Source organism: Bartonella sp. AA2SXKL, from assembly GCF_042197205.1.
Classification (GTDB): domain Bacteria; phylum Pseudomonadota; class Alphaproteobacteria; order Rhizobiales; family Rhizobiaceae; genus Bartonella.
The window spans coordinates 24,317-48,702 of the sequence record NZ_JBHIRN010000007.1; the positions used below are offsets into that span (position 1 = coordinate 24,317).

The 24,386-nt window shown below is 37.1% G+C and carries 20 protein-coding genes; 15 read left to right on the forward strand and 5 right to left on the reverse strand.

Features of this window, described 5'->3' with window-relative positions:
* Nucleotides 1-104: 104 nt before the first annotated feature.
* A complete protein-coding gene (locus ACFINS_RS05755; protein ID WP_375611851.1) occupies nucleotides 105-995 on the forward strand; it encodes a UTP--glucose-1-phosphate uridylyltransferase in 891 nt (296 codons plus the stop codon).
* A 39-nt stretch (nucleotides 996-1,034) separates the two neighbouring features.
* Entirely contained in the window at nucleotides 1,035-2,027 is a 993-nt protein-coding gene (locus ACFINS_RS05760) for an SIS domain-containing protein (RefSeq protein WP_375611850.1), read from the forward strand.
* Between the two features lie 277 nt (nucleotides 2,028-2,304).
* Here ACFINS_RS05760 and ACFINS_RS05765 read toward each other — a convergent pair whose 3' ends face one another.
* Nucleotides 2,305-2,664: a hypothetical protein gene (locus ACFINS_RS05765; protein ID WP_375611849.1), complete on the reverse strand. Its 360-nt coding sequence runs from the start codon at nucleotides 2,662-2,664 to the stop codon at nucleotides 2,305-2,307.
* Nucleotides 2,665-2,917: 253 nt separating this feature from the next.
* Here ACFINS_RS05765 and ACFINS_RS05770 point away from each other — a divergent pair, with 253 nt between their 5' ends.
* The 3 genes from ACFINS_RS05770 to guaB all read left to right on the forward strand — a co-directional run bounded on the left by ACFINS_RS05770 (nucleotide 2,918) and on the right by guaB (nucleotide 7,927).
* Nucleotides 2,918-4,303 carry a sigma-54-dependent transcriptional regulator gene (locus ACFINS_RS05770; protein WP_375611848.1) on the forward strand — a complete coding sequence of 462 codons (1,386 nt, stop codon included), beginning with the start codon at nucleotides 2,918-2,920 and terminating at the stop codon, nucleotides 4,301-4,303.
* Nucleotides 4,304-4,705: 402 nt separating this feature from the next.
* The gene (locus ACFINS_RS05775) at nucleotides 4,706-6,277 is read left to right on the forward strand and encodes a phospholipase D family protein (protein ID WP_375629995.1); all 1,572 of its coding nucleotides are present in this window, start codon (nucleotides 4,706-4,708) and stop codon (nucleotides 6,275-6,277) included.
* Nucleotides 6,278-6,427: 150 nt separating this feature from the next.
* The gene (guaB, locus tag ACFINS_RS05780) at nucleotides 6,428-7,927 is read left to right on the forward strand and encodes an IMP dehydrogenase (RefSeq protein WP_375611846.1); all 1,500 of its coding nucleotides are present in this window, start codon (nucleotides 6,428-6,430) and stop codon (nucleotides 7,925-7,927) included.
* A 179-nt stretch (nucleotides 7,928-8,106) separates the two neighbouring features.
* Here the strand turns inward: guaB and ACFINS_RS05785 are convergent, their stop codons facing one another.
* The gene (locus ACFINS_RS05785; protein WP_375611873.1) at nucleotides 8,107-8,253 is read right to left on the reverse strand and encodes a hypothetical protein; all 147 of its coding nucleotides are present in this window, start codon (nucleotides 8,251-8,253) and stop codon (nucleotides 8,107-8,109) included.
* A 467-nt stretch (nucleotides 8,254-8,720) separates the two neighbouring features.
* Between ACFINS_RS05785 and ACFINS_RS05790 the strand changes: the two genes are divergently transcribed.
* The 7 genes from ACFINS_RS05790 (at nucleotide 8,721) to ACFINS_RS05820 (ending at nucleotide 17,780) form a co-directional block, all read left to right on the forward strand.
* A complete protein-coding gene (locus ACFINS_RS05790) occupies nucleotides 8,721-10,007 on the forward strand; it encodes an RsmB/NOP family class I SAM-dependent RNA methyltransferase (protein WP_375650905.1) in 1,287 nt (428 codons plus the stop codon).
* A 132-nt stretch (nucleotides 10,008-10,139) separates the two neighbouring features.
* Nucleotides 10,140-11,696 carry a glutamine-hydrolyzing GMP synthase gene (guaA, locus tag ACFINS_RS05795; protein ID WP_375646410.1) on the forward strand — a complete coding sequence of 519 codons (1,557 nt, stop codon included), beginning with the start codon at nucleotides 10,140-10,142 and terminating at the stop codon, nucleotides 11,694-11,696.
* A gap of 170 nt (nucleotides 11,697-11,866) precedes the next feature.
* On the forward strand, nucleotides 11,867-12,589 hold the full coding sequence (locus ACFINS_RS05800) for a glycerophosphodiester phosphodiesterase (protein ID WP_375611843.1): 723 nt from the start codon (nucleotides 11,867-11,869) through the stop codon (nucleotides 12,587-12,589).
* A gap of 965 nt (nucleotides 12,590-13,554) precedes the next feature.
* Nucleotides 13,555-14,889: a sn-glycerol-3-phosphate ABC transporter substrate-binding protein UgpB gene (gene ugpB / locus ACFINS_RS05805; RefSeq protein ID WP_375618067.1), complete on the forward strand. Its 1,335-nt coding sequence runs from the start codon at nucleotides 13,555-13,557 to the stop codon at nucleotides 14,887-14,889.
* A gap of 95 nt (nucleotides 14,890-14,984) precedes the next feature.
* Nucleotides 14,985-15,869, forward strand: a complete 885-nt coding sequence (gene ugpA / locus ACFINS_RS05810) for a sn-glycerol-3-phosphate ABC transporter permease UgpA (RefSeq protein WP_375627662.1) — start codon at nucleotides 14,985-14,987, stop codon at nucleotides 15,867-15,869.
* A gap of 10 nt (nucleotides 15,870-15,879) precedes the next feature.
* Nucleotides 15,880-16,731 carry a sn-glycerol-3-phosphate ABC transporter permease UgpE gene (gene ugpE / locus ACFINS_RS05815; RefSeq protein WP_375650897.1) on the forward strand — a complete coding sequence of 284 codons (852 nt, stop codon included), beginning with the start codon at nucleotides 15,880-15,882 and terminating at the stop codon, nucleotides 16,729-16,731.
* A 2-nt stretch (nucleotides 16,732-16,733) separates the two neighbouring features.
* Nucleotides 16,734-17,780, forward strand: coding sequence for a sn-glycerol-3-phosphate import ATP-binding protein UgpC (locus ACFINS_RS05820; protein ID WP_375613290.1), 1,047 nt, complete (start codon nucleotides 16,734-16,736; stop codon nucleotides 17,778-17,780).
* A gap of 612 nt (nucleotides 17,781-18,392) precedes the next feature.
* Here the strand turns inward: ACFINS_RS05820 and ACFINS_RS05825 are convergent.
* Genes ACFINS_RS05825 through ACFINS_RS05835 form a run of 3 tightly spaced genes read right to left on the reverse strand, consistent with a single transcriptional unit; the run spans nucleotide 18,393 to nucleotide 20,946 of the window.
* The gene (locus ACFINS_RS05825) at nucleotides 18,393-19,310 is read right to left on the reverse strand and encodes a metal ABC transporter solute-binding protein, Zn/Mn family (protein WP_375705971.1); all 918 of its coding nucleotides are present in this window, start codon (nucleotides 19,308-19,310) and stop codon (nucleotides 18,393-18,395) included.
* Between the two features lie 10 nt (nucleotides 19,311-19,320).
* Complete coding sequence (locus tag ACFINS_RS05830) at nucleotides 19,321-20,190, reverse strand: metal ABC transporter permease (protein WP_375613292.1); 870 nt, start codon at nucleotides 20,188-20,190, stop codon at nucleotides 19,321-19,323.
* A gap of 3 nt (nucleotides 20,191-20,193) precedes the next feature.
* The gene (locus ACFINS_RS05835) at nucleotides 20,194-20,946 is read right to left on the reverse strand and encodes an ABC transporter ATP-binding protein (protein ID WP_375613293.1); all 753 of its coding nucleotides are present in this window, start codon (nucleotides 20,944-20,946) and stop codon (nucleotides 20,194-20,196) included.
* Nucleotides 20,947-21,626: 680 nt separating this feature from the next.
* Between ACFINS_RS05835 and nrdH the strand changes: the two genes are divergently transcribed.
* The 3 genes from nrdH to nrdE are packed head-to-tail and all read left to right on the forward strand — an operon-like array spanning nucleotide 21,627 to nucleotide 24,381.
* The gene (gene nrdH, locus ACFINS_RS05840; protein ID WP_005774163.1) at nucleotides 21,627-21,851 is read left to right on the forward strand and encodes a glutaredoxin-like protein NrdH; all 225 of its coding nucleotides are present in this window, start codon (nucleotides 21,627-21,629) and stop codon (nucleotides 21,849-21,851) included.
* Complete coding sequence (gene nrdI / locus ACFINS_RS05845; RefSeq protein WP_375621180.1) at nucleotides 21,851-22,249, forward strand: class Ib ribonucleoside-diphosphate reductase assembly flavoprotein NrdI; 399 nt, start codon at nucleotides 21,851-21,853, stop codon at nucleotides 22,247-22,249. The genes nrdH and nrdI overlap by 1 nt, the downstream gene beginning before the upstream one ends.
* Nucleotides 22,231-24,381, forward strand: a complete 2,151-nt coding sequence (gene nrdE, locus ACFINS_RS05850) for a class 1b ribonucleoside-diphosphate reductase subunit alpha (RefSeq protein ID WP_375705972.1) — start codon at nucleotides 22,231-22,233, stop codon at nucleotides 24,379-24,381. Before nrdI ends, nrdE begins: the two co-directional genes overlap by 19 nt.
* Nucleotides 24,382-24,386 lie beyond the last annotated feature (5 nt).

Genomic DNA, 24,386 nt, shown 5'->3' on the forward strand with positions numbered 1-24,386 from the left:
ATTATAATGATAATCAAAACAATAAGATATCTTTTTTACCATTTCGTAAAAACATATGATAAATAAAACAAAAAAGTTATATGAATTCATTGAGGAGGGTGAGTGTGCGTAAAATCCGGAAAGCAGTATTCCCAGTAGCAGGTCTTGGTACGCGTTTCCTTCCTGCGACAAAAACGATTCCTAAAGAAATGCTAACAGTTGTTGATAAACCTGTTATTCAATATGTTGTGGATGAGGCGAGGGAAGCTGGTATTGAGCATTTTATTTTTGTGACTGGACGTAACAAAGCAGTCATTGAGGATTATTTTGATGCGCAAGTTGAATTATACACGACACTTGCTGAATGTGGAAAGAAAGAAGATCTTGCACACTTATACCGTTTACAGCCATTACCAGGGTCAACTTCTTTCACTCGGCAACAACAACCTTTGGGATTAGGGCATGCTCTTTGGTGTGCGCGTGAATTAGTTGCAGGGGAACCTTTTGCTTTATTATTACCCGATATGTTGATACAGGCGAAAAAGGGCTGTCTTTCTGAAATGATGAGCCTTTATGAAAAGGTGGGTGGGGGGAATATTATAGCAGTTCAGGAATGCGATCCTAGAGAAACACATAAATATGGTATTGTTGGGAAAGGCAAACAGATTGCAAATGGTTTTGAAATCACAAAAATGGTAGAGAAACCGGCACAAGGAACGGCACCATCAAATTTGTACATCAATGGACGTTATATTTTGCAGCCAGAAATTTTTAATATTCTTTCCACTCAAGAACGGGGAACAGGAAATGAAATTCAATTAACAGATGCTATGATGCGGCTTTCAAATGAGCAAGATTTTTGGGGTTTGCAAGTAAAAGGGCGCACTTTTGATTGCGGTTCTAAAGCTGGTTTTATTGAAGCCAACGTTGCATTTTCTTTGGCACGCGCTGATATGCACAGCCACGTTTCTGCTTCATTGAAAAATTTACTGGAAACCATTAATGTTGAAAAGTGATATAGATCCCTCACTTAATTTTATTGATCGAATTTGATTATGACAATACCGTCTCCTCATATGGCTTTGCAAGGTGCAGTAGCATCAGCGCTTAAAACACTTGCTAGTGAAAAGCAGGGGCTTGAAGCTCTTGAAAAAGCTCTTCTGGAAAGTCTTTCTTCTTCTTTTGAAGCGGCTGTTCAAACTATTAGAAATGCTCGTGGACATGTGGTTATTACTGGTCTTGGAAAAAGTGGTCATATAGGGACAAAAATTGCAGCAACCTTAGCCTCAACTGGAACACCTGCCTTTTTTGTTCACGCTGCAGAAGCCAATCATGGTGATCTTGGTATGATTGGCTCTGATGACGTTATTCTTGCTTTATCATGGTCTGGTGAAACTCAAGAGTTAAGTGGTATTATGAGTTATGCGGCGCGTTTTCGTATCCCCCTTATTGCGATGACATCAAGTAAGCACTCTGTGTTAGGACGACAAGCTGATATTGTACTATTATTACCAAAGATAGAAGAGGCTTGCCCCCATGGTTTAGCCCCTACAACTTCAACAATTATGCAATTGGCAATGGGAGATGCATTAGCGGTTTCTCTTTTAGAAATGCGTGGTTTTACCGCAACGGATTTCAAAATATATCATCCTGGTGGTTCTCTTGGTGCAAGCCTTAAATACGTGTGTGATATTATGCATGAGGGTGATAATATTCCTTTGGTTATGCAGGGAACAGCTATGACTGAAGCGATGAATGTTTTGGTGGAAAAACATTTTGGTTGTGTTGGTGTTGTGAATCAAGAAGGTGAACTAATCGGAATTGTAACTGATGGCGATCTTGCACGTAACATTCATTTTAATTTATCAAAATTTAATGTTGACGAGGTGATGACCAAAGCTCCTAAAGTTGTAAAGCCAAATACACTTGTTGGTGCAGCAACAGCTTTTATTAATGATCATCAGATTGGTGCATTTTTTGTGGTTGAAGATAAAAAACCGATAGGAATTGTTCATTTTCATGATCTTTTGCGCATTGGCGCTGCTTAGATTAAGCTTCCCTATCAAATAAAATGTTATTTTAGGTTGAAATAGATTGAATGATACAAAGTTACAATTTTATTGTGAGGTGGCTTTACTGATATTTTGTGGAAGAAAATGATTATTTTACGCATTTCATAATGTTTAGAAAATTTTCAGGGTAAAGATTATACTAGCCTCTTTGCGTATTTTAGAGAGGATTTTCTATCAGGAGGAGAAAGGATATCGCCTCCTGCTTAATGTGTGTGCTCCCTCTGTTCTTAAGAGAGGTTTCCCTTGTACTTTGTTAAGATTTCCGCTTAAGGAAAAACTGTGCTCCTGTATGTGAGGTGCAGAGAAGTTGTGTGGCGTCATATGACATTGTACAATTGACTCTAGAAATTGTTCCACGGAGAATAGAGCGTATTTCAATTTCTATATTTTGGGCATTGAGATAATTATATGCTCCTTCTGATAGTTTTTCTTCTGTATCTGCTGCATGCGTTTCAAAAACACCATTGTGGAAAGAAGAAATAATACCATTCTCATCAACCCATTTTCCATCAATTCCAGTTGGCATATTTGAGTTATAATATCGCGAAAAGTTACAGGCACTTAACAGCAAGGCGGTAATTGTAAGACATAAAATATGATAGGTATGTTTCATTTATTGCACTCTATTTAGATTATTTTGCTCTCTAGTTTCTATAACATTATTAAATTACCCCATGAGTCAATATGAAAAATTTGATAAAAATCAATGAAAAAGCAAAAAAATGGAAAAAAATGCCTTAATGTTGTATTTAATTGACAGCTTGATGAATTTCGTAAGTGAAACACAAGAGGTAAAATATTTCTTATGGTTTACAACAATTTTTATATTAAGCTGCTAAGTAGTCTCAAAGGAGATTATTGACATTATGGTTGGTCCCATTCTTGTTGCGAGTGAAGATTATGGAAGACGTATAGAACTTTCTTCTATGCTGCGAGGTTTTGGTTATCGTGTCATTGAAGCAGAAAATGGTCTCCGTACGATTGATCTTTTACACAGGCGTAAAAACATTGTGCTTGCACTCCTTGATGTCGTTATGAGTGATTTGAGTGTGAGCGATTTGATTAAAATGATTAGAGTTGCTGGTGTTTCTGTTCCTATTGTCGTTATAGCACAACAAGAGAATCAGCATTTACTCCAGAAAGCTTTAACAGCTGGAGCTATTGATTATTGGATCCATCCAGTAACATTATTACGTGTAAGAGTTACTTTGGATATCCTTGCTCTTATTTCTGCCTTGGAGCATGAGGTTCGAGATATTCGGCGAAAAAAAGAGAATCATTTACGGTTTTCTGATCTTTGCGTAAAAAGTAGAGCTATGCAGATAGTATTAGAACAATCGAGACAAGCAGCAACTTCTTTACAGAATCTTTTGATAGAGGGAGAAGCTGGAACAGGACGTGAGACATTAGCTCGGATTATTCATCATGAGGGATTATTTTCGGAGGGTGTTTTTGTTCGCTTTCAATGTTCAGCCATCGTTGATCCAGAAGAAGAAAATCAGCAGTGGTTTAAAGAATTCCTACCATTGGTTTCTTCTCTTGAAAAAGGGACACTTTGCCTTTGTGATATTGATCGACTTGAGCCCATACAGCAAAAACGGTTTGCTCATTACCTTAAAGAAAGGGAAAGGGATACAAAAGGAGATTTTTTTCCTTTTCGGATCATCGCTATTTCAACATCGCGTTTAAAGGACTTGGTTAATGAGAACTTTTTTTTGCATAGTTTGTTTGAACAATTTTCTCACTTGTCTATTAGCGTTCCTGCTTTACGAGAATTAAGGGATGATTTTCCAGAGATCACACAACGTTTGATTGATCGCATTATCACAGAAACAGGGCGATCACATGTCCATGGTTTAGCAGGCTCTGCTCTTTCCTTGCTTATGCAGTATGATTGGCCTGGCAATAGAAATGAGCTTGAAACCTTTTTATTTCGTGCGATTTTACTCAGTGAAGGACCGTTATTAACTGTTCGAGATTTTCCGCAATTAATGGGAAATTCATTAATGAATGTTCCCAATATCATTGAGGGTAATATGCAAGAAGATAATGAGCAAGAATCGATAAAATTTTTGAATACTGATGGGCATGTACGTACTTTTGCAGAAATGGAGCATGATATTATAGAGAAAGCGATTAAACATTATAAAGGACATATGAGTGAGATTGCGCGTCGCCTTCATATTGGTCGCTCTACACTTTATAGAAAAATGGAAGAATTGAGAGCAATAAGAAATCAAGAACGAAAGTAAATTCATAACAAATTTCTCTTCATGACAAGCAAGCGTTTCAAAAAATAGAGTGAATTTTGATAAAGTCCGTGGGGGAAAGCTGAAGAAAACAATCATTTATTGTAAAATTTATCTATAGTGGATGATTTTGTTGATTTAAATCAAATATAAATTTTATGTGACTATTTTAATCGTTTGTTTCAATTTATACAATTTTAGTTAAGTTTACATTTATTAAAACAGAGAAGCATTTTTAAAAACTTTTAAATACTACCGCTAAAATTTTTGTATCATCAATATTAAATTTATACTCTCTTAAGCAAGAAGTGGCATTTTACCTGCTATACGATTAAGATAAAGTGATTAGTGTTATCGTTTGCATTACTGATGATGTGATAGTTTAAAATAGAAAGTTTGCCCTCTTTGACTCTTTTACAGATTGTTATTGGTTTTGTCCTCTTTTTTTTTATTGCATCTATGTTGGCAATCTACACCTATGGGCGTTTTGTGAAAAATGCTAGGGGAAAATGTTCTTATGCGTTACCTCTTCAGAAAGATGAAACTAAGCTTGATCGTATCGTCAGTCAATTAGCTGAGAAAGAAAATGGATTGGGGATTGATAAAGATGCCCTTTCCCTCATTATCAGCAATTTGGATGCGTTTTGTGTTCGGGCAATAGGAGCTGCAGAGGCTGGACGTAGCCTTGATCTGATGTATTATATTTGGGATGATGATTTAACGGGGCGCCTATTATTAAGTGAAATAGTTGAGGCAGCTGATCGAGGGGTTCGGGTACGGCTTCTTTTGGATGATATTAATGCTCAGGCACGTGATCCAGCTTATATTGCACTAGATAAACATCCTTATATTGAGGTGAGAATGTTTAATCCAGGGCGATCGCGTAAAGGTGGTTTACGCCGTGGTTTAGAAATTATATTACGGGCAATTACTGTAACACGTAGAATGCATAATAAAGCTTTTATTGTTGATGGCAGGGTCGCTTTTGTAGGAGGACGTAATCTTGCAGATTCTTATTTTGATGCTGGTAAAGAATCCCATTTTCGAGATTTAGATTTGATGTTAATCGGTCCTTCTGTTAAAAAGGTAGAAAGTATCTTTGATGATTTTTGGAATAGTGCTGTTGTTTTGCCAATTCATACTTTGGTTGTTCCTAAAAGCGCAAGTGATCTTAGCTATTGGAAAGATAAATTACGAAAGTTTCGTGATTCCAAGGTTGCAAAAGTTTATTTAGATTATGTCAAAGAGCACATTAACTTTAATTGTTTTATCCAAACAGGAAAGCGGTTATTTTTAGCAGACAAAGTTGTTGTTCTTTCTGATCCTCCAGAAAAAGCATTGCGTAAAAAAGCAAGCAATTGGCTTATGAAGGCACTTTCAAAGGTTATTGGAAATGCCCAAAAAACGGTTCAGATTACGTCACCTTATTTTGTTCCTGGTAAGGTTGGCACGCAGAATTTTAGTAATTTGGTTTCAAAGGGTGTTGATGTCAAAATTCTGACAAATTCTTTAGCTGCTACTGATGTAGCATTAGTGCATGGTGGTTATGTACCTTATCGTAAGGCATTGTTGAAAAGTGGTGTTAATCTTTATGAATTAAAAGCGGAAGGCAATACTCATGGGTTACGATTGTTTCGATCGAGTAAGGCAAGTTTACATGCCAAAGCTTTTTTAATTGATCGTAAAACAGCTTTTATTGGATCTTTAAATTTTGATCCAAGATCAGCATCATTAAATACAGAAATGGGCATTCTTTTTGAATGTGCTCCCATTACAGCAAGATTAGATTTGTTGTTTTCTGAAGAAACCACAGGGGAAATGAGCTATCATCTGCGTCTTGGTGATAATAATCGTATTTATTGGGATTTTATTGAAAATGAAAAAAAATATAGCATTGACTATGAGCCAGAAAGCAATTTTTGGCGTCGCGCATTTGCAAAAATAATAAGTTGGTTACCTATTGAATCACAATTGTAAATTTTTATAAACCACACTTAAAAAAAATATTTATTTTTCTTTTCATTTTGTTTGTAGCATGGCATAATTTTTTGCCAATCTACCATGTATGAGAACCGCAGTTGTATTTTAAAGCTTCTTGCGGTGTTTTATTATAAAAGGAATTTTGATATGGCAAAGATTGTTGAAACGGGGACAGGTGCATTGGCACTGACTTTTGATGATGTACTTTTACAACCCGGTCATTCTCTTGTTATGCCTAGTCAAGTGGATCTCAGTACGCGCATTGCAGCGGATATTAAGCTCAATTTGCCATTGCTTTCTGCGGCAATGGATACGGTAACAGAATCGCGTTTGGCAATTGCTATGGCTCAAGCTGGTGGTCTTGGGGTTATTCATCGTAATATGTCTCCTGCAGAGCAGGCAGAAGAAGTTCGCCAAGTAAAAAAGTTTGAATCTGGTATGGTTGTTAATCCAGTCACCATTGGACCAGATGCAACACTTGAAGAAGCAAAATCTTTGATGCGCTCTCATGGTATTTCCGGTATTCCGGTTGTTGAAAATGGTGCTAAAGGTGAAACTGCTGGACGGCTTGTTGGCATTTTGACAAATAGGGATGTGCGTTTTGCATCGGATCCTAAACAAAAAATTTATGAATTAATGACGCATGAAAATTTAATCACAGTGCGTGAAAATGTTCAACTCAGTGAAGCGAAGTATCTTTTACATCATCATCGTATTGAAAAATTATTAGTTGTGGATGAACAGAATCGTTGTGTCGGACTGATAACAGTTAAGGATATTGAAAAAGCAAAATTAAATCCAAACGCTGCCAAAGATTCACAAGGTCGCTTGCGTGTTGCAGCTGCAAGTAGTGTAGGGAACGATGGGTTTGAGCGGGCTGAACGATTAATTGATGCAGGCGTTGATATTCTAGTAATTGATACTGCACATGGACATTCTCAGCGTGTATTAGACACTGTTGAGCGTATTAAAAAAATGATGTTTTCTCCAGCTATTATTGCTGGTAATGTGGCGACTGCTCAAGCAACACAGGCTTTGATTGACAGTGGTGCGGATGCTATAAAAGTTGGGATTGGTCCTGGTTCTATTTGCACAACGCGAATTGTTGCAGGTGTTGGTGTTCCTCAGCTTGCAGCCATTATGAATGCTGCAGAAGTTGCTGAAAAAGCGGGCATTCCCGTTATTGCTGATGGGGGGATAAAAGCTTCGGGTGATTTTGCTAAAGCCTTAGCAGGTGGGGCTTGTGCTGCTATGATTGGCTCTCTTTTAGCGGGTACAGAAGAAAGTCCTGGCGAAGTCTATCTTTATCAAGGACGATCCTTTAAAGCTTATCGCGGCATGGGATCTGTTGGTGCTATGGCACGAGGATCGGCAGATCGCTATTTTCAAGATGATGTTCGTGATGAACTTAAGTTGGTTCCTGAAGGTGTGGAGGGGCAGGTGGCTTATAAAGGTCCTATAGCATCAGTTCTACATCAGCTTGCTGGTGGACTTCGTGCTTCGATGGGGTATGTTGGAGCAAAAGATCTCGTAGAGTTTCGTGAAAAAGCAACGTTTGTACGTATTACGAATGCGGGACTCCATGAAAGTCATACGCATGATGTTTCTATCACACGAGAGAGTCCAAATTATCGTGGGCCAGTTTAAAGATACAAGAGCCTAATATCATATTGCATAAATATAAAATTTTCCGAGAACAAGAAAGAGAGACTGCGCTTTTTTCTGTTTGTAATTTGGTGTAATAATCCCAAAAAGGAAAGAATTAGAGGTTAAAATTCTAATTCTTTCTGTTAAGACTATATGAAATAAGTTATATAAAATTAGAATTAACTTTTTGTTGTCTTCCGTCCAGTCTTTGACGCACGTTGGCGAGTGTTTGTCTGATCACTTTGGACGGATTTCTTTCCGTTGTTTGAGGGCGTTGTATTATGACGGCTTTTAGACGAAGTTGTTTTTCCATTATTATAAGTCATTATTTTCTCCTTTAAAATTGTCTGGCAGTTGCCATTAGAGTAAAAACGGTCATGCCAAATAGTGGTTCCAAGCATTTTCTAAAAAGTTAATTTTTTGTTGAACGTAAGATGAGCTTGTTTAATTTTATGAGAAGATTTTTTCTATTGTTCAGACAATCCTCGTAAACTTTATTTTACGCAAATAAATTAAAGAGTTTGTTTTTTTCGTAATGCATGGCGGAAATAAGTTTTTTATGGATGGCTACGTATCTTTTAGTATAAGAGGTAGAAGGATAAAAAACGAATGGGCAGAAGATGAAAGGAAAAATTTAGATACTCTAAATTGGATCTTATAAAAAAGTATGATCAGATCATTTTAATATTGAATGTAAATTTTTTATGGCGTTGAGAAGGTTTCATTGGCAAGAAGGCGATAATATTATTTTTTTAGATGATTTAAAATTTTATTATTTTAATGGGAGAAATGAATGCGATTAGGTGGGCGTTTGCAAGCAGCAATAGATGTTCTCACAGAGATAGAAATGAAGCATCGCCCAGTAGGAGAAGCTTTAAAGGATTGGGGTCTTTCTCATCGCTTTGCTGGAGCAGGTGATCGTGCAGCTATTGGTACAATCGTTTATGATGTTTTAAGACGACGTTATTCTTTACAATGGCGTATGGAGAGTGATGATATCCGAGATATCGTTTTTGGTGCCTTATTAGATTCTGGAAAAATGACGCTGGAGCAAATTGACGGTGAGTTGGCAGAAGATCGGTTTGCACCGCAGTTATTAGGGGCTAAACAGCGTAAATCGTGGCAAGGTCAGCAATTAGTGGATGCTCCAGACTATATTCGTGGTGATATTCCGCAATGGTGTCAAGCGCATCTGCGTCCTTTATTTGGTGATAATTGGATCACTGAAGCGGCTGCGTTAGCAACGCGTCCTTCTTTAGACCTACGGGTAAATAACCTAAAGGCAACACCAGAAAAGGTGCTGAAAGAATTAGCAAAAACCAAACTTAAATCTTTTCCATGGTTTGGGCAAGCTTTAAGAATTGCACCGATTGAAAAGTTTAATCGTCATCCCAATGTTCAAGTGGAACCAGCTTTTCAAAAAGGACACTTTGAAATACAGGATTTAGGATCTCAAATTGTTGCTCACCTTGTGGAAGCGCAAGAGGGCATGCAGGTATTAGATTATTGTGCAGGTGCTGGGGGCAAAACATTAGCTTTAGCTTCCGATATGAACAATCGTGGGCAAATTTATGCTTATGATTTTGATAAAGTGCGCCTAGCTCCTATTTTTGATCGTCTTCGACGTGCTGGTGTTCGTAATGTACAAACACGAGCACAAAAAGAAGAATTGAAGCCATTAATAGGCCAGATGGATAGAGTTCTACTAGATGCACCATGTAGTGGGACAGGAACATGGCGTCGTCGTCCAGATGCGAAATGGCGTTTAACATTAGAACAAGTGAAACAACGCCAAACAGAACAGAGGGATATTTTGAATGAAGCGATAGCTTATCTTAAGCCAAATGGGCGCCTAATCTATATTACCTGTTCTCTTTTTACAGATGAAAATGAGGAACAAATTTCCCATTTCCTTCAACAACATTCTCATTTTTCTCCAATGGATATGCCAGCGCTTTGGCAGAAACATTTTAGTTTTTCTCCTGTGCAACCAGTTTTTTCAAATTATGGACTTACTTTGTCGCCGGCCACAACAGAAACAGATGGGTTCTTTTTATCTGTGTTGCAAAAAAAACATTGATCCATATTTTTGCACTTTTTATCATAAACTTTACGAGAATAATCTTTTTCTTAAGAAAACAGGCTTGTGAAAAGAGAAAGATTGAATCATAACTCTCATGAGTTTTCTTTTACAATTGTTGATTGGTTTTCTATGAGCATATCACATCCAGACACTGTTCTTATTATTGACTTTGGTTCACAAGTTACACAACTTATTGCACGAAGGGTACGAGCAATGGGAGTGTATTGTGAAATTACTCCTTTTCAATTGGCTTTAGAAGCTGTGCGCCGCATAAATCCTAAAGCTATTATTTTATCAGGGAGTCCTTATTCCGTTATTGATGAGGGCTCTCCGCGTGCTCCAATGGAAATTTTTGAGGCGGGTGTTCCGATTCTGGGTATTTGCTATGGTGAACAAGTCATGTGTATTCAGCTTGGAGGAAAGGTTGAAGCTGGACATGAGCGTGAATTTGGGCGCGCTTTTTTGGAAGTTCAAGAAGAGAGTGCCCTTTTTGATGGAGTGTGGAAAAAAGGTTCTCGTTATCAAGTATGGATGAGCCATGGTGACCGTGTGGCAGCTTTACCGGAAGGTTTTCGTGTCATAGGAACCTCAAAAGGTGCTCCCTATGCGGCTATTGCTGATGAGAAAAGGCATTTTTATGCGGTACAGTTTCATCCTGAAGTTATCCATACACCAGATGGTACAAAACTTTTGCAAAATTTTGTTCATAAGATCTCTGCTATTAAAGGTAATTGGTCAATGGCTTCTTATCGTGAGCAGGCAATTGCGACAATACGACAAACAGTTGGGAAAAGTCGTGTGATTTGTGGTCTTTCAGGGGGAGTGGATTCATCTGTTGTAGCGGTACTCCTTCATGAAGCCATAGGAGATCAACTGACATGTATTTTGGTAGACCATGGGCTGATGCGCAAGAATGAAGCTGAAGAAGTTCTCACGCTCTTTCGTGATCATTATAATATAGAGCTTATTCACGTTAATGCTGCTGATGTGTTTCTTAATGCTTTAAAAGGTGAGACAGATCCAGAAAAAAAACGCAAAACAATTGGTCGCCTTTTTATTGAAGTTTTTGAAGAAGAAACGAAAAAAATAGGAGGTGCAGAGTTTTTAGCACAAGGAACACTTTATCCAGATGTCATTGAGAGTGTGTCTGCTATTGGTGAAACGGTAACCATTAAAAGCCATCATAATGTGGGTGGACTACCAGAACAGATGAAGATGAAACTTGTAGAACCGTTGCGTGAACTCTTTAAGGATGAGGTTCGCTCGCTAGGGCGAGAGTTAGGGCTACCGGAGCAGTTTATTGGTCGCCATCCTTTTCCAGGTCCCGGCCTTGCAATTCGGTGTCCAGGTGCTGTAACACGTGAAAAATTAGAAATTTTACGCGAAGCAGATGCTATTTATCTTGAGGAAATCCGTAAGGCCGGACTTTATGATGAAATTTGGCAAGCTTTTGCTGTTCTTCTTCCAGTTCAAACTGTTGGTGTTATGGGGGATGATCGCACTTATGAATTTGTTTGTGCTCTTCGCGCCGTCACATCTGTAGATGGAATGACCGCTGATTTTTATCCTTATGATATGGCATTTTTAAGTAAGACAGCAGCACGTATTATTAATGAAGTTAGAGGAATTAATCGTGTTGTGTATGATGTAACCTCAAAGCCTCCTGGTACCATTGAATGGGAATAATTGAAATGAAGGATAAGCCTTTTTCAGAATAAAATATGACTGAGGGTTTGATATTCGAAAAGTGTAGAAAAAATCATTTAAAAATGATTGTGTATTTTCATATGATATAAGCTTTTATCTGGCAATCTGTACGTCAATATCGTTTAAAATTGAGAAGTGTGGGATTTTGCATGTCTGAGAAAAAAATTGTTGCACACCGTGGAGGAGCTCATCTTTATCCTGAAAATACCCTTTCGGCATTTAATAATGCTATAGCGTTAGGTGTTGATGAAGTTGAATGCGACGTTCATTTGCTAAAAAGCGGTGAAGTGGTTGTCTTTCACGACTTCCGTCTAGACCAATTGGTTGGAAAAAAGGGGTATATTCACGACATTGATAATGAAACACGCAAACAACTCTGCGTAAAAGGAAGCCAAGAAGCACCTCCCTTATTAGAAGAAGTGCTTGATCTTTTAGCACCAACGAATGTTGCATTGCATCTTGAAATCAAGACATGCGGTGAAGTGGAGCGCGAAACAATATTATCCCAAAAAGCGCTTGCGCTAATAAAAAGCCGAAATTTATCAGAACGGGTTTCTGCTATTAGTTTTGATCCTTTTATCCTTCGTCCTTTTATTGAAGCAGGAATACCATCTGGTCCATGTGTTGATAATTTCGAAGGTGATATGTACCGTCATTTTTCTGAATGGAAGCAATTAGGTTATTCTGATCTAAGTTTAGATGGCTCTATTGTTTCACAGAACTTTATTGAATCAGCTCTTGAGGCTGGTTTTACTGTAGGGGTATGGACAATTAATGGAAAAGCTCGGTTATCATATTGGCTTGATATGCCTGTACATTATATTACGACAGATCAACCTGATCTCGCATTGCAATTGTGTGCACAAAGGTAAAAATACATCAACACAAAAGGAACTATATATCTTCATAAAGTTAGCGTAATGAAAGAAGAAAAATTATCTAATATACGACAATAATACATTGATTTATAATCATAATTAATATTTTATTCATGTGAGTAAGAGACCTTAATACGTAAGATTCTCTTATTTCAAATATTTTTACAATGAATCAATCAAAATCATTCGTTTGCACATTACAAGCAGGGTTGGTGTGTGGATAAAAAATGATTGAGAAAAGAATAAAAATATTCATTTAACGTATTTTAAATGCAAGATTTGTTGAAGCATTAGGATCGCACATGATGATGTCGTTTTGCACTTTTATGAAGTGTAAAAATGATGGCATACAAAAAGTCTTATATACTTTAATGGAGAGGCTTTAGGGCTTATTTTATAGGTGCTATCATGAAATGTAGATGTATTGAAAGATTTTTTAACAGCATGGAAATTGGTTATACAGTGTCATTTTGTTTTGCGTGAGGGGTGTGATCTTGTTACAGGGAAAGAGACTATTAAGCGCTTCAAAATGATTTTCTTAATTTTAAAAAAATTCTATTTGTCTCTTCTTTAAATTCAGTAGCAACATCGTGTTAAAGTTATAAGCCGAAAGTTATAAGACAAATAATAAAAGAATAAACAATTCTTTTTAAAAAAGTAAATCCAGATATTAAAATAGTCATTGAAATGATATTTACGATCTATATCTTTTTACCAAGTGACTTTTCTTATTTAAGCCATCTCACTTTTTTCAGATAGTTACAAACGCGTATTTCGTGAATACATAAGAAAGCTTATAAAAGAAAATAAATAAATTTAAACAAATTCATTTGACCTTTAGGTGGTTCCTGTTTAAATGAGAGAATATGTTTCTGAAATAAAACTGTCATAGCATGTTCATGTGTAATACTATAAATTTAGGGGTAGTTTGTATTCCATCACTTCAGAAAGGGTGAAGCATGAGTCGTTTTTATCTTTCCATAGCGGCCACGGTTGCTATCATAATGTCCACAGCGGGGATGACAGAAAGTTTTGCACAGACAAAAATCAGCTTTTGGCATTCTATGAGTGGTGAATTGGGAAAGCAAACTGAAAGTCTCATTAACGATTTTAATGCAAGTCAATCTGAGTATAAAGTTGTTTCTTCATTTCGCGGTGAATATGAAGAGGGATTGATTTCACTCATTGCAGCATTTCGTGGAAAGAAACAGCCAGTACTTGCTCAAATTTATGACGTTGGTACTGGAACTATGATGGCTGCAAAAGGTGCAATCTACCCATTTTATCAACTTATGGCTGATACAAAACAAGAATTTGATCCTACAGATTATTTCCCTGCTATTAGTGGTTATTACTCCGATGAACAGGGACGTATCGTCTCTATGCCATTTAATATTTCAACACCCATCCTTTATTATAACAAAGATATCTTTAAAAAAGCAGGGCTTGATCCAGAACAGCCTCCTAGAACGTGGCAAGATATAGAAAACTTTTCCAAGAAAATTCTTGAGACTAAAGCGGCAACTTGTGGTTTTACAATGGCTTATGCCGCTCAATGGATTGGTATAGAAAATTTTTCAGCGTTGCATAATGTTCCTTTTGGAACGAAGGAAAATGGCTTTAAAGGACTTGATTCAGAACTTACATTTAATGGACCTTTACAAGTGCGTATGTGGACTGACCTGAAAAAGTGGTCTGATCAAGGTATTTTCCGTTATGGTGGTCCAGCAGGTGCATTAGATTCAACACCAATGTTTATGGCACAAAATTGTGCAATTTTTATGCAATCTTCAGGATCACATGCTGGAATTGTTTCTGAAGCTCAGTTTAATGTGGGGGTTGGTATGCTACCGTACTATAAGGATACAGAAGGAGCACCACAAAATTCAGTTATTGGGGGAGCTTCTATTTGGGCGTTTAAGGGCCATACTCCAAAGGAATATGCAGGGGCAGCCGCTTTTCTTAAATTTCTTTCAAAAACAGAAAATCAAGCAAAATGGCATCAGGAAACAGGTTATCTCCCAACCACAAAAGCGACTTATGAATTGAGCAAAAAACAACATTTCTATGAAAAAACGCCAGGTGCGGATATAGCTATCAAACAGATTAATCTTAATCCACCAACAGTTAACTCAAAAGGGATAAGATTTGGTAATTTACCACAAATTCGTGCCATTCTTGATCAAGAGTTGGAAGCTGTTCTTAGTGGTTCAAAAACGCCGAAAGATGGTTTAGATGAGACCGTTGAACGTGGAAATAAACTCTTGCGTGAATTTGAAAGATCTAATCATTAATTTCGTTTTATTGTTAAACATTAAAGACTCAACAAAAACGGTTGAGTCCTTTTTGTTTACTTTTTTAAAGTCTCTACATTTAAAGAGCCCTATGAATGCAAGAAAAACATGCATATTTTAAAAATAGTCTACTTTCTTACGGACTGCTTTTTCCTCAGCTTCTTGTGACTTTTTTGTTTTTCTTTTGGCCTGCTGCTCAAGCAATAAAATCATCTTTTGAGCGTGAAGACCCTTTTGGCTTTACAACAACCTTTATTGGTTTTGAGAATTATCTAACCGTTCTTTCTGATCCTACTTATCGGCAATCGCTTTTTACAACCGCAGTATTTTCCATCTCAGTTACTGTCGCTTCAATGACAATATCACTTCTCTTAGCTGTCTGTGTTGATCGTGTCATCCGTGCAAAAAAGGCTTATACAATGCTTTTGCTCTGGCCCTATGCTGTTGCTCCAGTATTGGCAGGTATATTGTGGCTGTTTATCTTTCATCCCACCATCGGAATTATCCCTTTTTTTCTCGAGAAAATAGGGGTGCTATGGAATTATCGTATTAATGGCACTCAAGCAATGATTCTTATTGTCATTGCGGCTAGTTGGAAACAAATTTCTTACAATTTTCTCTTTTTTCTTACAGGTCTTCAATCTGTTCCGCGTTCTCAAATAGAAGCAGCCGCCATTGATGGTGCTGGTCCCTTTAAACGATTTTGGACAGTGGTTTTCCCGCAAATTTCACCAACGACGTTTTTCCTTCTTATTGTCAATGTCAATTATGTTATGTTTGATACTTTTGGTATTATTGATAATACAACTTCTGGAGGTCCTGCGCGTGCAACGAGCATCCTCGTCTATAAAGTATATGACGATGGCTTTAGAAATCAAATAATCGGTGCATCAGCAGCACAATCAACAATATTGATGTTGATGGTTATTGTCTTAACGTTTATCCAGTTTCGCTGGATTGAGCGCCGTGTACAATATTAGGAAACAAATTATGGTTGAAAATCGCCCTGTTTTGAAATTTCTAACCCATATTATTCTCATTGTTGGTATTATCATTATTTGCTTTCCAGTTTATGTTGCTATCATTGCATCAACTCATAGTTCAGCAGCATTTAACTCAGGAACACTTCCTCTTTTGCCTGGGAAATATGCTCTGGAAAATTATAAAACAATCTTTGGTGATGGCCTTGCACAGCTGGGTTTGCCCAACCTCTGGCCACTCTTAATGAATTCATTCATTATGGCTCTTGGGATTAGCGTTGGAAAAATTATTATTTCACTTTTGTCTGCTTATGCAATTATTTACATGCGCTTTCCCTTCCGAAAAACTGCTTTTGTTCTTATTTTTGTTACATTGATGCTCCCTGTCGAAGTTCGTATTCTTCCAACCTATGAGATTGTTGCAAAATTGGGGATGGTCAACACCTATAGTGGAATGATTATTCCACTTATTGCATCTGCGACCGCTACATTTTTATTTCGCCAGTTTTTTTTGACTGTTCCAGATGAACTCTTAGAGGCGGCACGTGTTGATGGTGCAGGTCCAGTTAAATTTTTTATGGATATTCTTCTTCCTCTTAGTAAAAGCAATATTGCTGCTTTATTTATCATTATGTTCATTTATGGATGGATACAATATCTCTGGCCTCTTATCATCACAACGGATCAAAATCATCAAACGATCCTTATTATTTTAAAACAGCTTATTGTCGAATCACTTCAACATGATCCTCAATGGAATATACTCATGGCAGTATCGGTTGTTGCCATGGTTCCCCCTGTTCTTGTTGTTATCTTCATGCAGCGGCTTTTTATCAAAGGCCTTATTGAAACGGAGAAGTAATTGTGGCCATAATCCAGTTATCAAATATAAAAAAACAGTATGACAACGGCATTCTGGTCATTGATGATTTAAACTTAACTGTTGCCGATAAAGAACTTCTTGTTCTTGTCGGTCCTTCAGGGTGCGGAAAATCGACCTTATTACGTATTATAGCAGGACTTGAACAAGTTACCTCAGGTGAATTATGCATTGATAACGAATGTATCAATGATCGTGAACCAGCTGATCGTGATATCGCTATGGTTTTTCAAAATTATGCCCTTTATCCCCATATGACAGTTCGTGGAAATTTAGAATATGGTCTTAAAAATCGTAAAACTCCTAAAGAAGAAATTAAAAAACGTATCGCACATGCTGCAAAGCTTTTGGAGATAGAACCATTTCTTGATCGTAAACCACGACAATTATCAGGAGGACAACGTCAGCGTGTTGCAATGGGGCGTGTGATTGTACGTCAACCCCGTGTTTTTCTCTTTGATGAACCTCTTTCAAATCTTGATGCAAAATTACGGGCGCAAATGTGTATTGAAATAAAAACACTACAGCGTTCATTAGGAACAACGAGCCTCTATGTTACCCATGATCAACTAGAAGCTATGACATTAGCTGATAGAATAGTCGTTTTGAATAAAGGAGCTATCGAGCAAATTGGAACACCAATGGAAATTTACGATACTCCAGCAACAACATTTGTTGCTGATTTTATTGGTTCTCCTCCTATGAATTTTCTTGATCGCTATGTCTTAGAACAACATTTAGGGCATTCATTTTCTTATGGTGAAGAAACTGATCTTTTAGCATTCAGACCTGAAATAATCTTATTGGGCGAACATCCAGATAAAGGGCCTGTCTTTCACACAAAAATTGAGCTTATCAAGCTTATTGGAACAGGTTGCCATGTTTTAACGCGTTGGAATGGTATCATCTTTACGATTGAAATAAAAGAACGCTTGACACACGACTATGGTCAAAAACTAAGTTTCACTGTTGCTCATCAGAATTTTCATACTTTTAATAAAAACACAGGAAAGCGCACAAATAATAAGTAAGCATTAATTGATGTGATACGACTCTCTTTTATGCTGCGTCATGATAATGTTGTGTTTTGACTTTCTCGATTACATTCACAAAATCAGAGTATAACCGATGAGATTAAAAATAAAATTTTAAAAGTTTTGGTAATGGTCCATTGTCACATGATGTTGAGAATATTCGAAACACTCATATAATGAAATCTTGCACTTTTATGGTCTATAAGAAGGATATTATTTTCAAACATCAAACATAATAAAGTTCTTTTCATTGTAGAAAAACATCAAGAGATAATAACCATTTATTAACCATATTTCTTCTCATTTAGAAAGGTACTTTATCAATAAAAAACAATCTATTATTATATATTTCCTGATGTAATAATTTATGTATCTTATAAAGAATGAATAAGAAAAATAGAGAGAGAAAATTATTCATAGATGATGGCACTATGCACCTTATATCTTAACTTTGATCCATTTTAGCATCTATAGGGTATAAATTTTTTCTGTAAAATCAACTTTGTTTTATATCATTGTCACCAATCATGAGGATTGAGTATCATTGGTAACATAATCATAGATCTATGATTTTATGAATTTTTTCTTCTCTCTTTCGTAGAAGATTTTTTAAGGTTTCGTGATAGCATCAATGATGGTATTTACATTATGTTCCATCATATCGAGATAAGTTGCTGCAGGGCCATTTTTGTTTGACAATGCATCAGAATAAAGTGTTCCACCAATTGTTAAACCTGTTTCTTTTGCAATCTGTTTTATGAGACGGGGATTAGAAATATTTTCAACGAATAGGGCAGTTGCTTTATTCGCTTTAATTTGTTTTATAAGTTTAGCAACATTGGCTGCGGTTGCTTCAGTTTCTGTTGAAGCACTTTGAGGGGCAAGGATAGTAAAACCATATTCCTTGGCAAAATAGCCAAAGGCATCATGAGATGTGATAATGATACGTTTATCTTTAGGAATGGTAGCAATTTTTGTTTTCAGGGTATTTTGTGCTATTTCAAGTTTTTGGATGTAGGTTTCGGCATTTTTTTTGTAGCTGGTACAGGATTGTGGATCGATTTTACAAAAAGCAGCAGCGATATTCTTCACATAGATTTTGACATTGGGAATTGTTTGCCAAGCGTGTGGATCAATAACGCTGTGGTGGTGATGGGCATTATGTTCTTGATTTTTCATTTTGAGGGAGGGAATGTTAGCGCTAACTTCGACAAGAAGTGCTTTGGTACCACTTGCTGTAATGAGGCGGTCAATGAACCCCTCTAAATGAAGCCCGTTGATGAAAATAATTTGAGCATTTCTAAGAGCCTGAGCATCATGGGGAGTAGGTTCATAAGTGTGGGTATTCGCATTGGGACCTACAAAAGTGGTCATAGAGATATGGTTGTCTCCTACATTTTTTACGAGATCTGCAAGAATAGAAAAGCTCGCAACAACTTTGATTTTATTGTGTGCAGAAGCAGAAAATGGAGAAAGGGCAAGCAATAAAGCTCCAAGAAGAACAAATTTTTGAGCAAACTTAGGCACATTTTTTTCCTTAAAGTGAGGAGGTATAAAAGAGGTGGGGAAACCATGTTACAATAAAGCCACGTGGACTTATCAAACAGGAAACAAGATAAATAAATCCTGCGGCAATGATGATAGCAGGGCCGGAGGGAAGTGAAAGATGAAAAGAAAGCAGGAGACCACATACGCTAGAAATGATTCCAAAAAGAGTGGAAAGCGCGCAAATAGGGCCTAGCCGTGAAAACCAAAAACGGGCTGTAATGGCTGGAATCATCATAATACCAACGGAAAGTAATGTTCCTAGTGATTGAAAGCCTCCAACCAGATTCAGCACCACAAGTCCAAGCAATGAAATATGAATATATTTACTCAATGGAGAGAGTGATTTAAAAAAGAGGGGGTCAAAGCTTTCTAAAACGAGTGCACGCCAAAAAATACAAAGGCTGCAGAGTGTGATCAGCATTATAGTAGTGATTAACCAAAGGGCTTGTGCATCAAGTGCAAGAACCGATCCGAATAAGAGATGAAGCAGCTCAATTGTTGAGTCTTTCAGTGAGATAATAATAACACCTGCCGCGAGTGCAATAAGATAAAAGACGGTCATGGATGCATCTTCTTTCTGAAAGCTGTTTCGTGAAATCAAAATGGTTGCTAAAGCAACAATAAGACCAGCGAAGATACCACCAAGTGTCATAGATATGAGGGAAAAACCACAAATCAGAAAAGCAATTGCAACACCAGGAAGAATGGCATGAGAGATAGCATCTCCTGTCAAGCTCATTCCTCGGAGCATCAAAAACACACCAACAGGACAAGCGCTAATAGACAGAAAAATAGAACCGATAAGGGCGTTTTGCATAAATTGGAAATCAACAAAGGGGGCAAGAAAAAATGCATACACGTCTTATAACCTAAGAAAGAGAGGATCATTGATGAGAAGATTTTGTTTTTGTGCGCTAATAGGGAAAGAATTGGATGTGAGAGGTGGCATAACGTGATGAAGGGTGTTGTTTAAAAACTGTGTTGTTTCTCCATAAAAGGCGTTTTGTTGATCAATTTGAATCATTTGGGGGAAAAATTCTTGCACGATGAGAGGGTTATGGAGTGCTGTGAGAATTGTGCGTCCTTGCTGTTGCCAGTATGTGATCAGAGCAAGAAGGTCTTTTTGGGTATTATGATCTACACCATTGAAAGGTTCATCAAGTAAAATAATATTGGCATCTTGTACAATAATACGTGCAAAAAGAGCGCGTTGTAATTGCCCGCCTGATAATGTTTCAAGCGAACGGGGTGCGAGTTCTGTAAGCCCAACCATTTTAAGAGCATTTTGAATCTTAGAATCATAAGGGCGCTGATTCTTCCATAATCCACAAAAAGACCACAGTCCTGTTTTTACAAGCGTTTTCACATCAATTGGAAATGTTTGATCTATATTACATTGCTGAGCAAGATAAGCAATGCGGCTTTTTTTTGGTTTTGTAATTTTTCCTTTAAGAGGTTTAATCAATCCGGCGATGGCTTTTAGCAGTGTCGATTTTCCAGCGCCATTATCACCTGTTATTGCAACCAATGAACCAGCTTTTAACTTTGCTGAAAAGTTCTTTATTGCTATTCTATTCCTATAGCCTAATGTTGTCTTATTGAAGTGCAGATCCATATTTTTTACCATCATTGCTTATTATTTTGGAAACTATGTAATAATATAACGTTTGTCAACAAAATGTTATATTATTACATAGTTTTGAGTACTGAAAATTTTAGTGGGAAGATCGTGGAAAATTAAAAATAATAATTGAATTCACCTTGACGAAAGAGAGAGAGTATATACTATATATAGTATCAAAATGATTGGTGATTCTAAATAAGCACAAGAGAGGGTGTTAGTGTGTTTCGTTTGGTATCTAAGTTATTTCCATTATTGTAAAGAGTTTATTGGCCAAAGGTATAGCAGTATTTTTACTGAAGGGTCTCTTTTGGAAGGATTTCCTTTCGTTTTTGTAATTGATTTTTGCCGTAAAAGAGCAAACAGAGCTCTTGAAAAACGGTAGTTTAGAACATTAGTTTTTTAGACAGCAGGAGGGAATTGTAATGCAAGCAAAAGATTGTTTTATAACTAGGGGGCTTTGCCATTTAAGTTGTAGAATAATCGCTTATTCTCATCATAGTTTTTGAAGTTATTTGATGAGGAATTCTGTTATGTTCAGGAAGCTGTGTATTATTTGAAAATAACCACATGTTTTGCGTACAATTTCTATTTTTTGTTATTCTTGAGTACCTATAAAATTATTAGATTGACCTTTCAGGGTTGATTGTTTGGAATTGTGAAAGTTGAAGAAAATGTCGATCACTATTTATAGCAAACCATCTTGTGTCCAATGTGATGCTACACGCCGCGCTTTTGATGCAAAAGGCATTCATTATCGTGTTGTTGATATTTCTTGTGATGAACAAGCATACAGTTTTGTTCAATCTCTGGGGTATCGTCAGGTTCCTGTCGTTGTTTGTGGTGAAAATCATTGGTCTGGTTTTAGACCAGATATGATTAGTGGTCTTTGTGCTTAATGGGGCTTATTGTTTATTATTCGAGTGCAACGGGTAATACAGAACATTTTGTCTCGCAGCTTGGGCAACGACTCTTCAAAATTGATAAAAAAAAGCCTTCTGCATTGGTTGGTGAACCTTATGTATTGGTTGTTCCTACATATGCAGATGGCGAAGGAAGAGGGGCCGTGCCGAAAGCCGTTGTCCAGTTTCTTAATGAAGCTGAGAACCGAAAATTAATTCGTGGTGTTATTGGCGGTGGGAATCGTAATTTTGGTCGCTATTATAATCTAGCAAGTAAAATTATTGCTGAAAAATGTTGTGTACCTTGCCTTTATCGTTTTGAGCTGCGTGGAACTGATGAAGACGTTATTTATGTAAAAAAGGGATTGGAAAGATTTTGGAAACAATTGGTATAGGACAATCGCAGAAATCGGATCAGATTACTGATTATCATGCGTTGAATGCGATGCTTAATCTTTATGATGAAAATGGTCATATTCAATTTGATATGGATCGGCTTGCTGCGCGGCAATATTTTCTTCAGCATGTTAATCAAAATACAGTTTTTTTTCATAACCTGAAGGAAAAAATAGATTACTTAATAGAAGAAGGTTATTATGAAAAAGCTTTATTTGAGCTTTATGATTTTTCTTTTATTAAAAAGCTTTTTAAACGTGCTTATGCATTTAAGTTTCGTTTTCCTACCTTTTTAGGCGCATTTAAGTATTATACCAGCTATACACTGAAAACTTTTGATGGGAAACGTTATCTTGAACGTTATGAAGATCGCGTCTGTCTTGTAGCTTTATATTTGGCACAAGGGAATAAAGCTCTTGCTGAAAGTTTTGTGGATGAAATTATTACAGGACGGTTTCAACCGGCAACACCGACATTTTTAAATGCTGGGAAAAAACAACGAGGTGAATTGGTTTCGTGTTTTTTGCTACGTGTTGAAGATAATATGGAATCGATAGGTCGTTCGGTTAATTCGGCTTTGCAGCTTTCAAAACGTGGTGGAGGTGTAGCGCTTTGTTTAACGAATTTGCGGGAAGCAGGGGCGCCAATTAAGCAAATAGAAAATCAGTCCTCAGGTGTTTTACCGGTGATGAAACTCTTAGAAGATTCTTTTTCTTACGCCAATCAGCTTGGGGCACGACAGGGGGCTGGAGCTGTTTATTTGCATGCTCATCATTTAGATATTATGAAGTTTTTGGATACAAAGCGTGAAAATGCTGATGAAAAAGTTAGAATTAAAACGCTTTCGCTTGGTGTCGTTATTCCTGATATTACTTTTGAGCTTGCACGGAATAATGAGGATATGTATCTCTTCTCATCGTATGACATCGAGCGTGTGACAGGTAAGCCCTTTAGCGATATTTCTTTAACGGAGCATTATCGTTCTTTTGTTGATAATGCAAAGATTCGTAAAAAGAAAATAAGTGCACGCGTTTTTTTCCAGACATTAGCGGAAATTCAATTTGAGTCCGGTTATCCCTATATTTTATTTGAGGATACTGCTAATCGATCGAATCCGATAGCTGGGCGCATAAGTATGAGCAATTTATGTTCAGAAATTTTGCAGGTGAGTGAGGCGAGTGAACTGGAGACAGATTTAACTTATCGCACGATTGGAAGTGATATATCCTGTAATCTTGGATCCATGAATATTGCCAAAGCAATGGAAAGTCCTGATTTTGGACAGACCGTGGAATCTGCTGTTCGCGCTCTGACTGCTGTTTCGGATATGAGCAATATTGATTGTGTGCCTTCCATTGCGAAAGGCAATGCTGAAAGTCATGCGATTGGTTTGGGACAAATGAATTTGCATGGGTTTCTAGCGCGTGAGCAGATCTATTATGGGTCTCCAGAAGCGATTGATTTTACCAATATCTACTTTTATATTGTGACATATCACGTCATACGGGCTTCCAATTTAATTGCGCACGAACGTCAAGAAATGTTTGCAGGGTTTGAAAAATCAGCTTATGCAGATGGACGTTTTTTCGAGAAATATATTGAAAAAGAATGGAAACCACAATTTCCGCTTGTGCAAGAGCTTTTTGCACGGAATAATATTGTTATTCCAGATCAAAAGGATTGGCAGGAACTCAAAAAATTAGTTATTGAGTATGGGCTTTATAACCGCAATTTGCAGGCAGTTCCACCTACGGGATCTATTTCCTATATTAATCATGCCACTTCTTCCATTCATCCAATTGCTTCAAAAATTGAAATTCGCAAAGAAGGAAAAATTGGGCGCGTTTATTATCCCGCTCCTTATATGGATAATACGAATTTGAATTTTTACCAAGATGCTTATGAGATTGGTCCTGAAAAAATTATAGATACCTATGCTGCTGCAACACAGCATGTTGATCAAGGTCTTTCATTAACATTATTTTTTCCTGATACAGCGACCACACGTGATATTAACCGCGCACAAATTTATGCTTGGAAAAAGGGTATCAAGAGTATTTACTATGTACGATTACGGCAAGTAGCATTAAGTGGAACAGAAGTTGATGGCTGTGTTTCGTGCAGTTTATAGGAGAT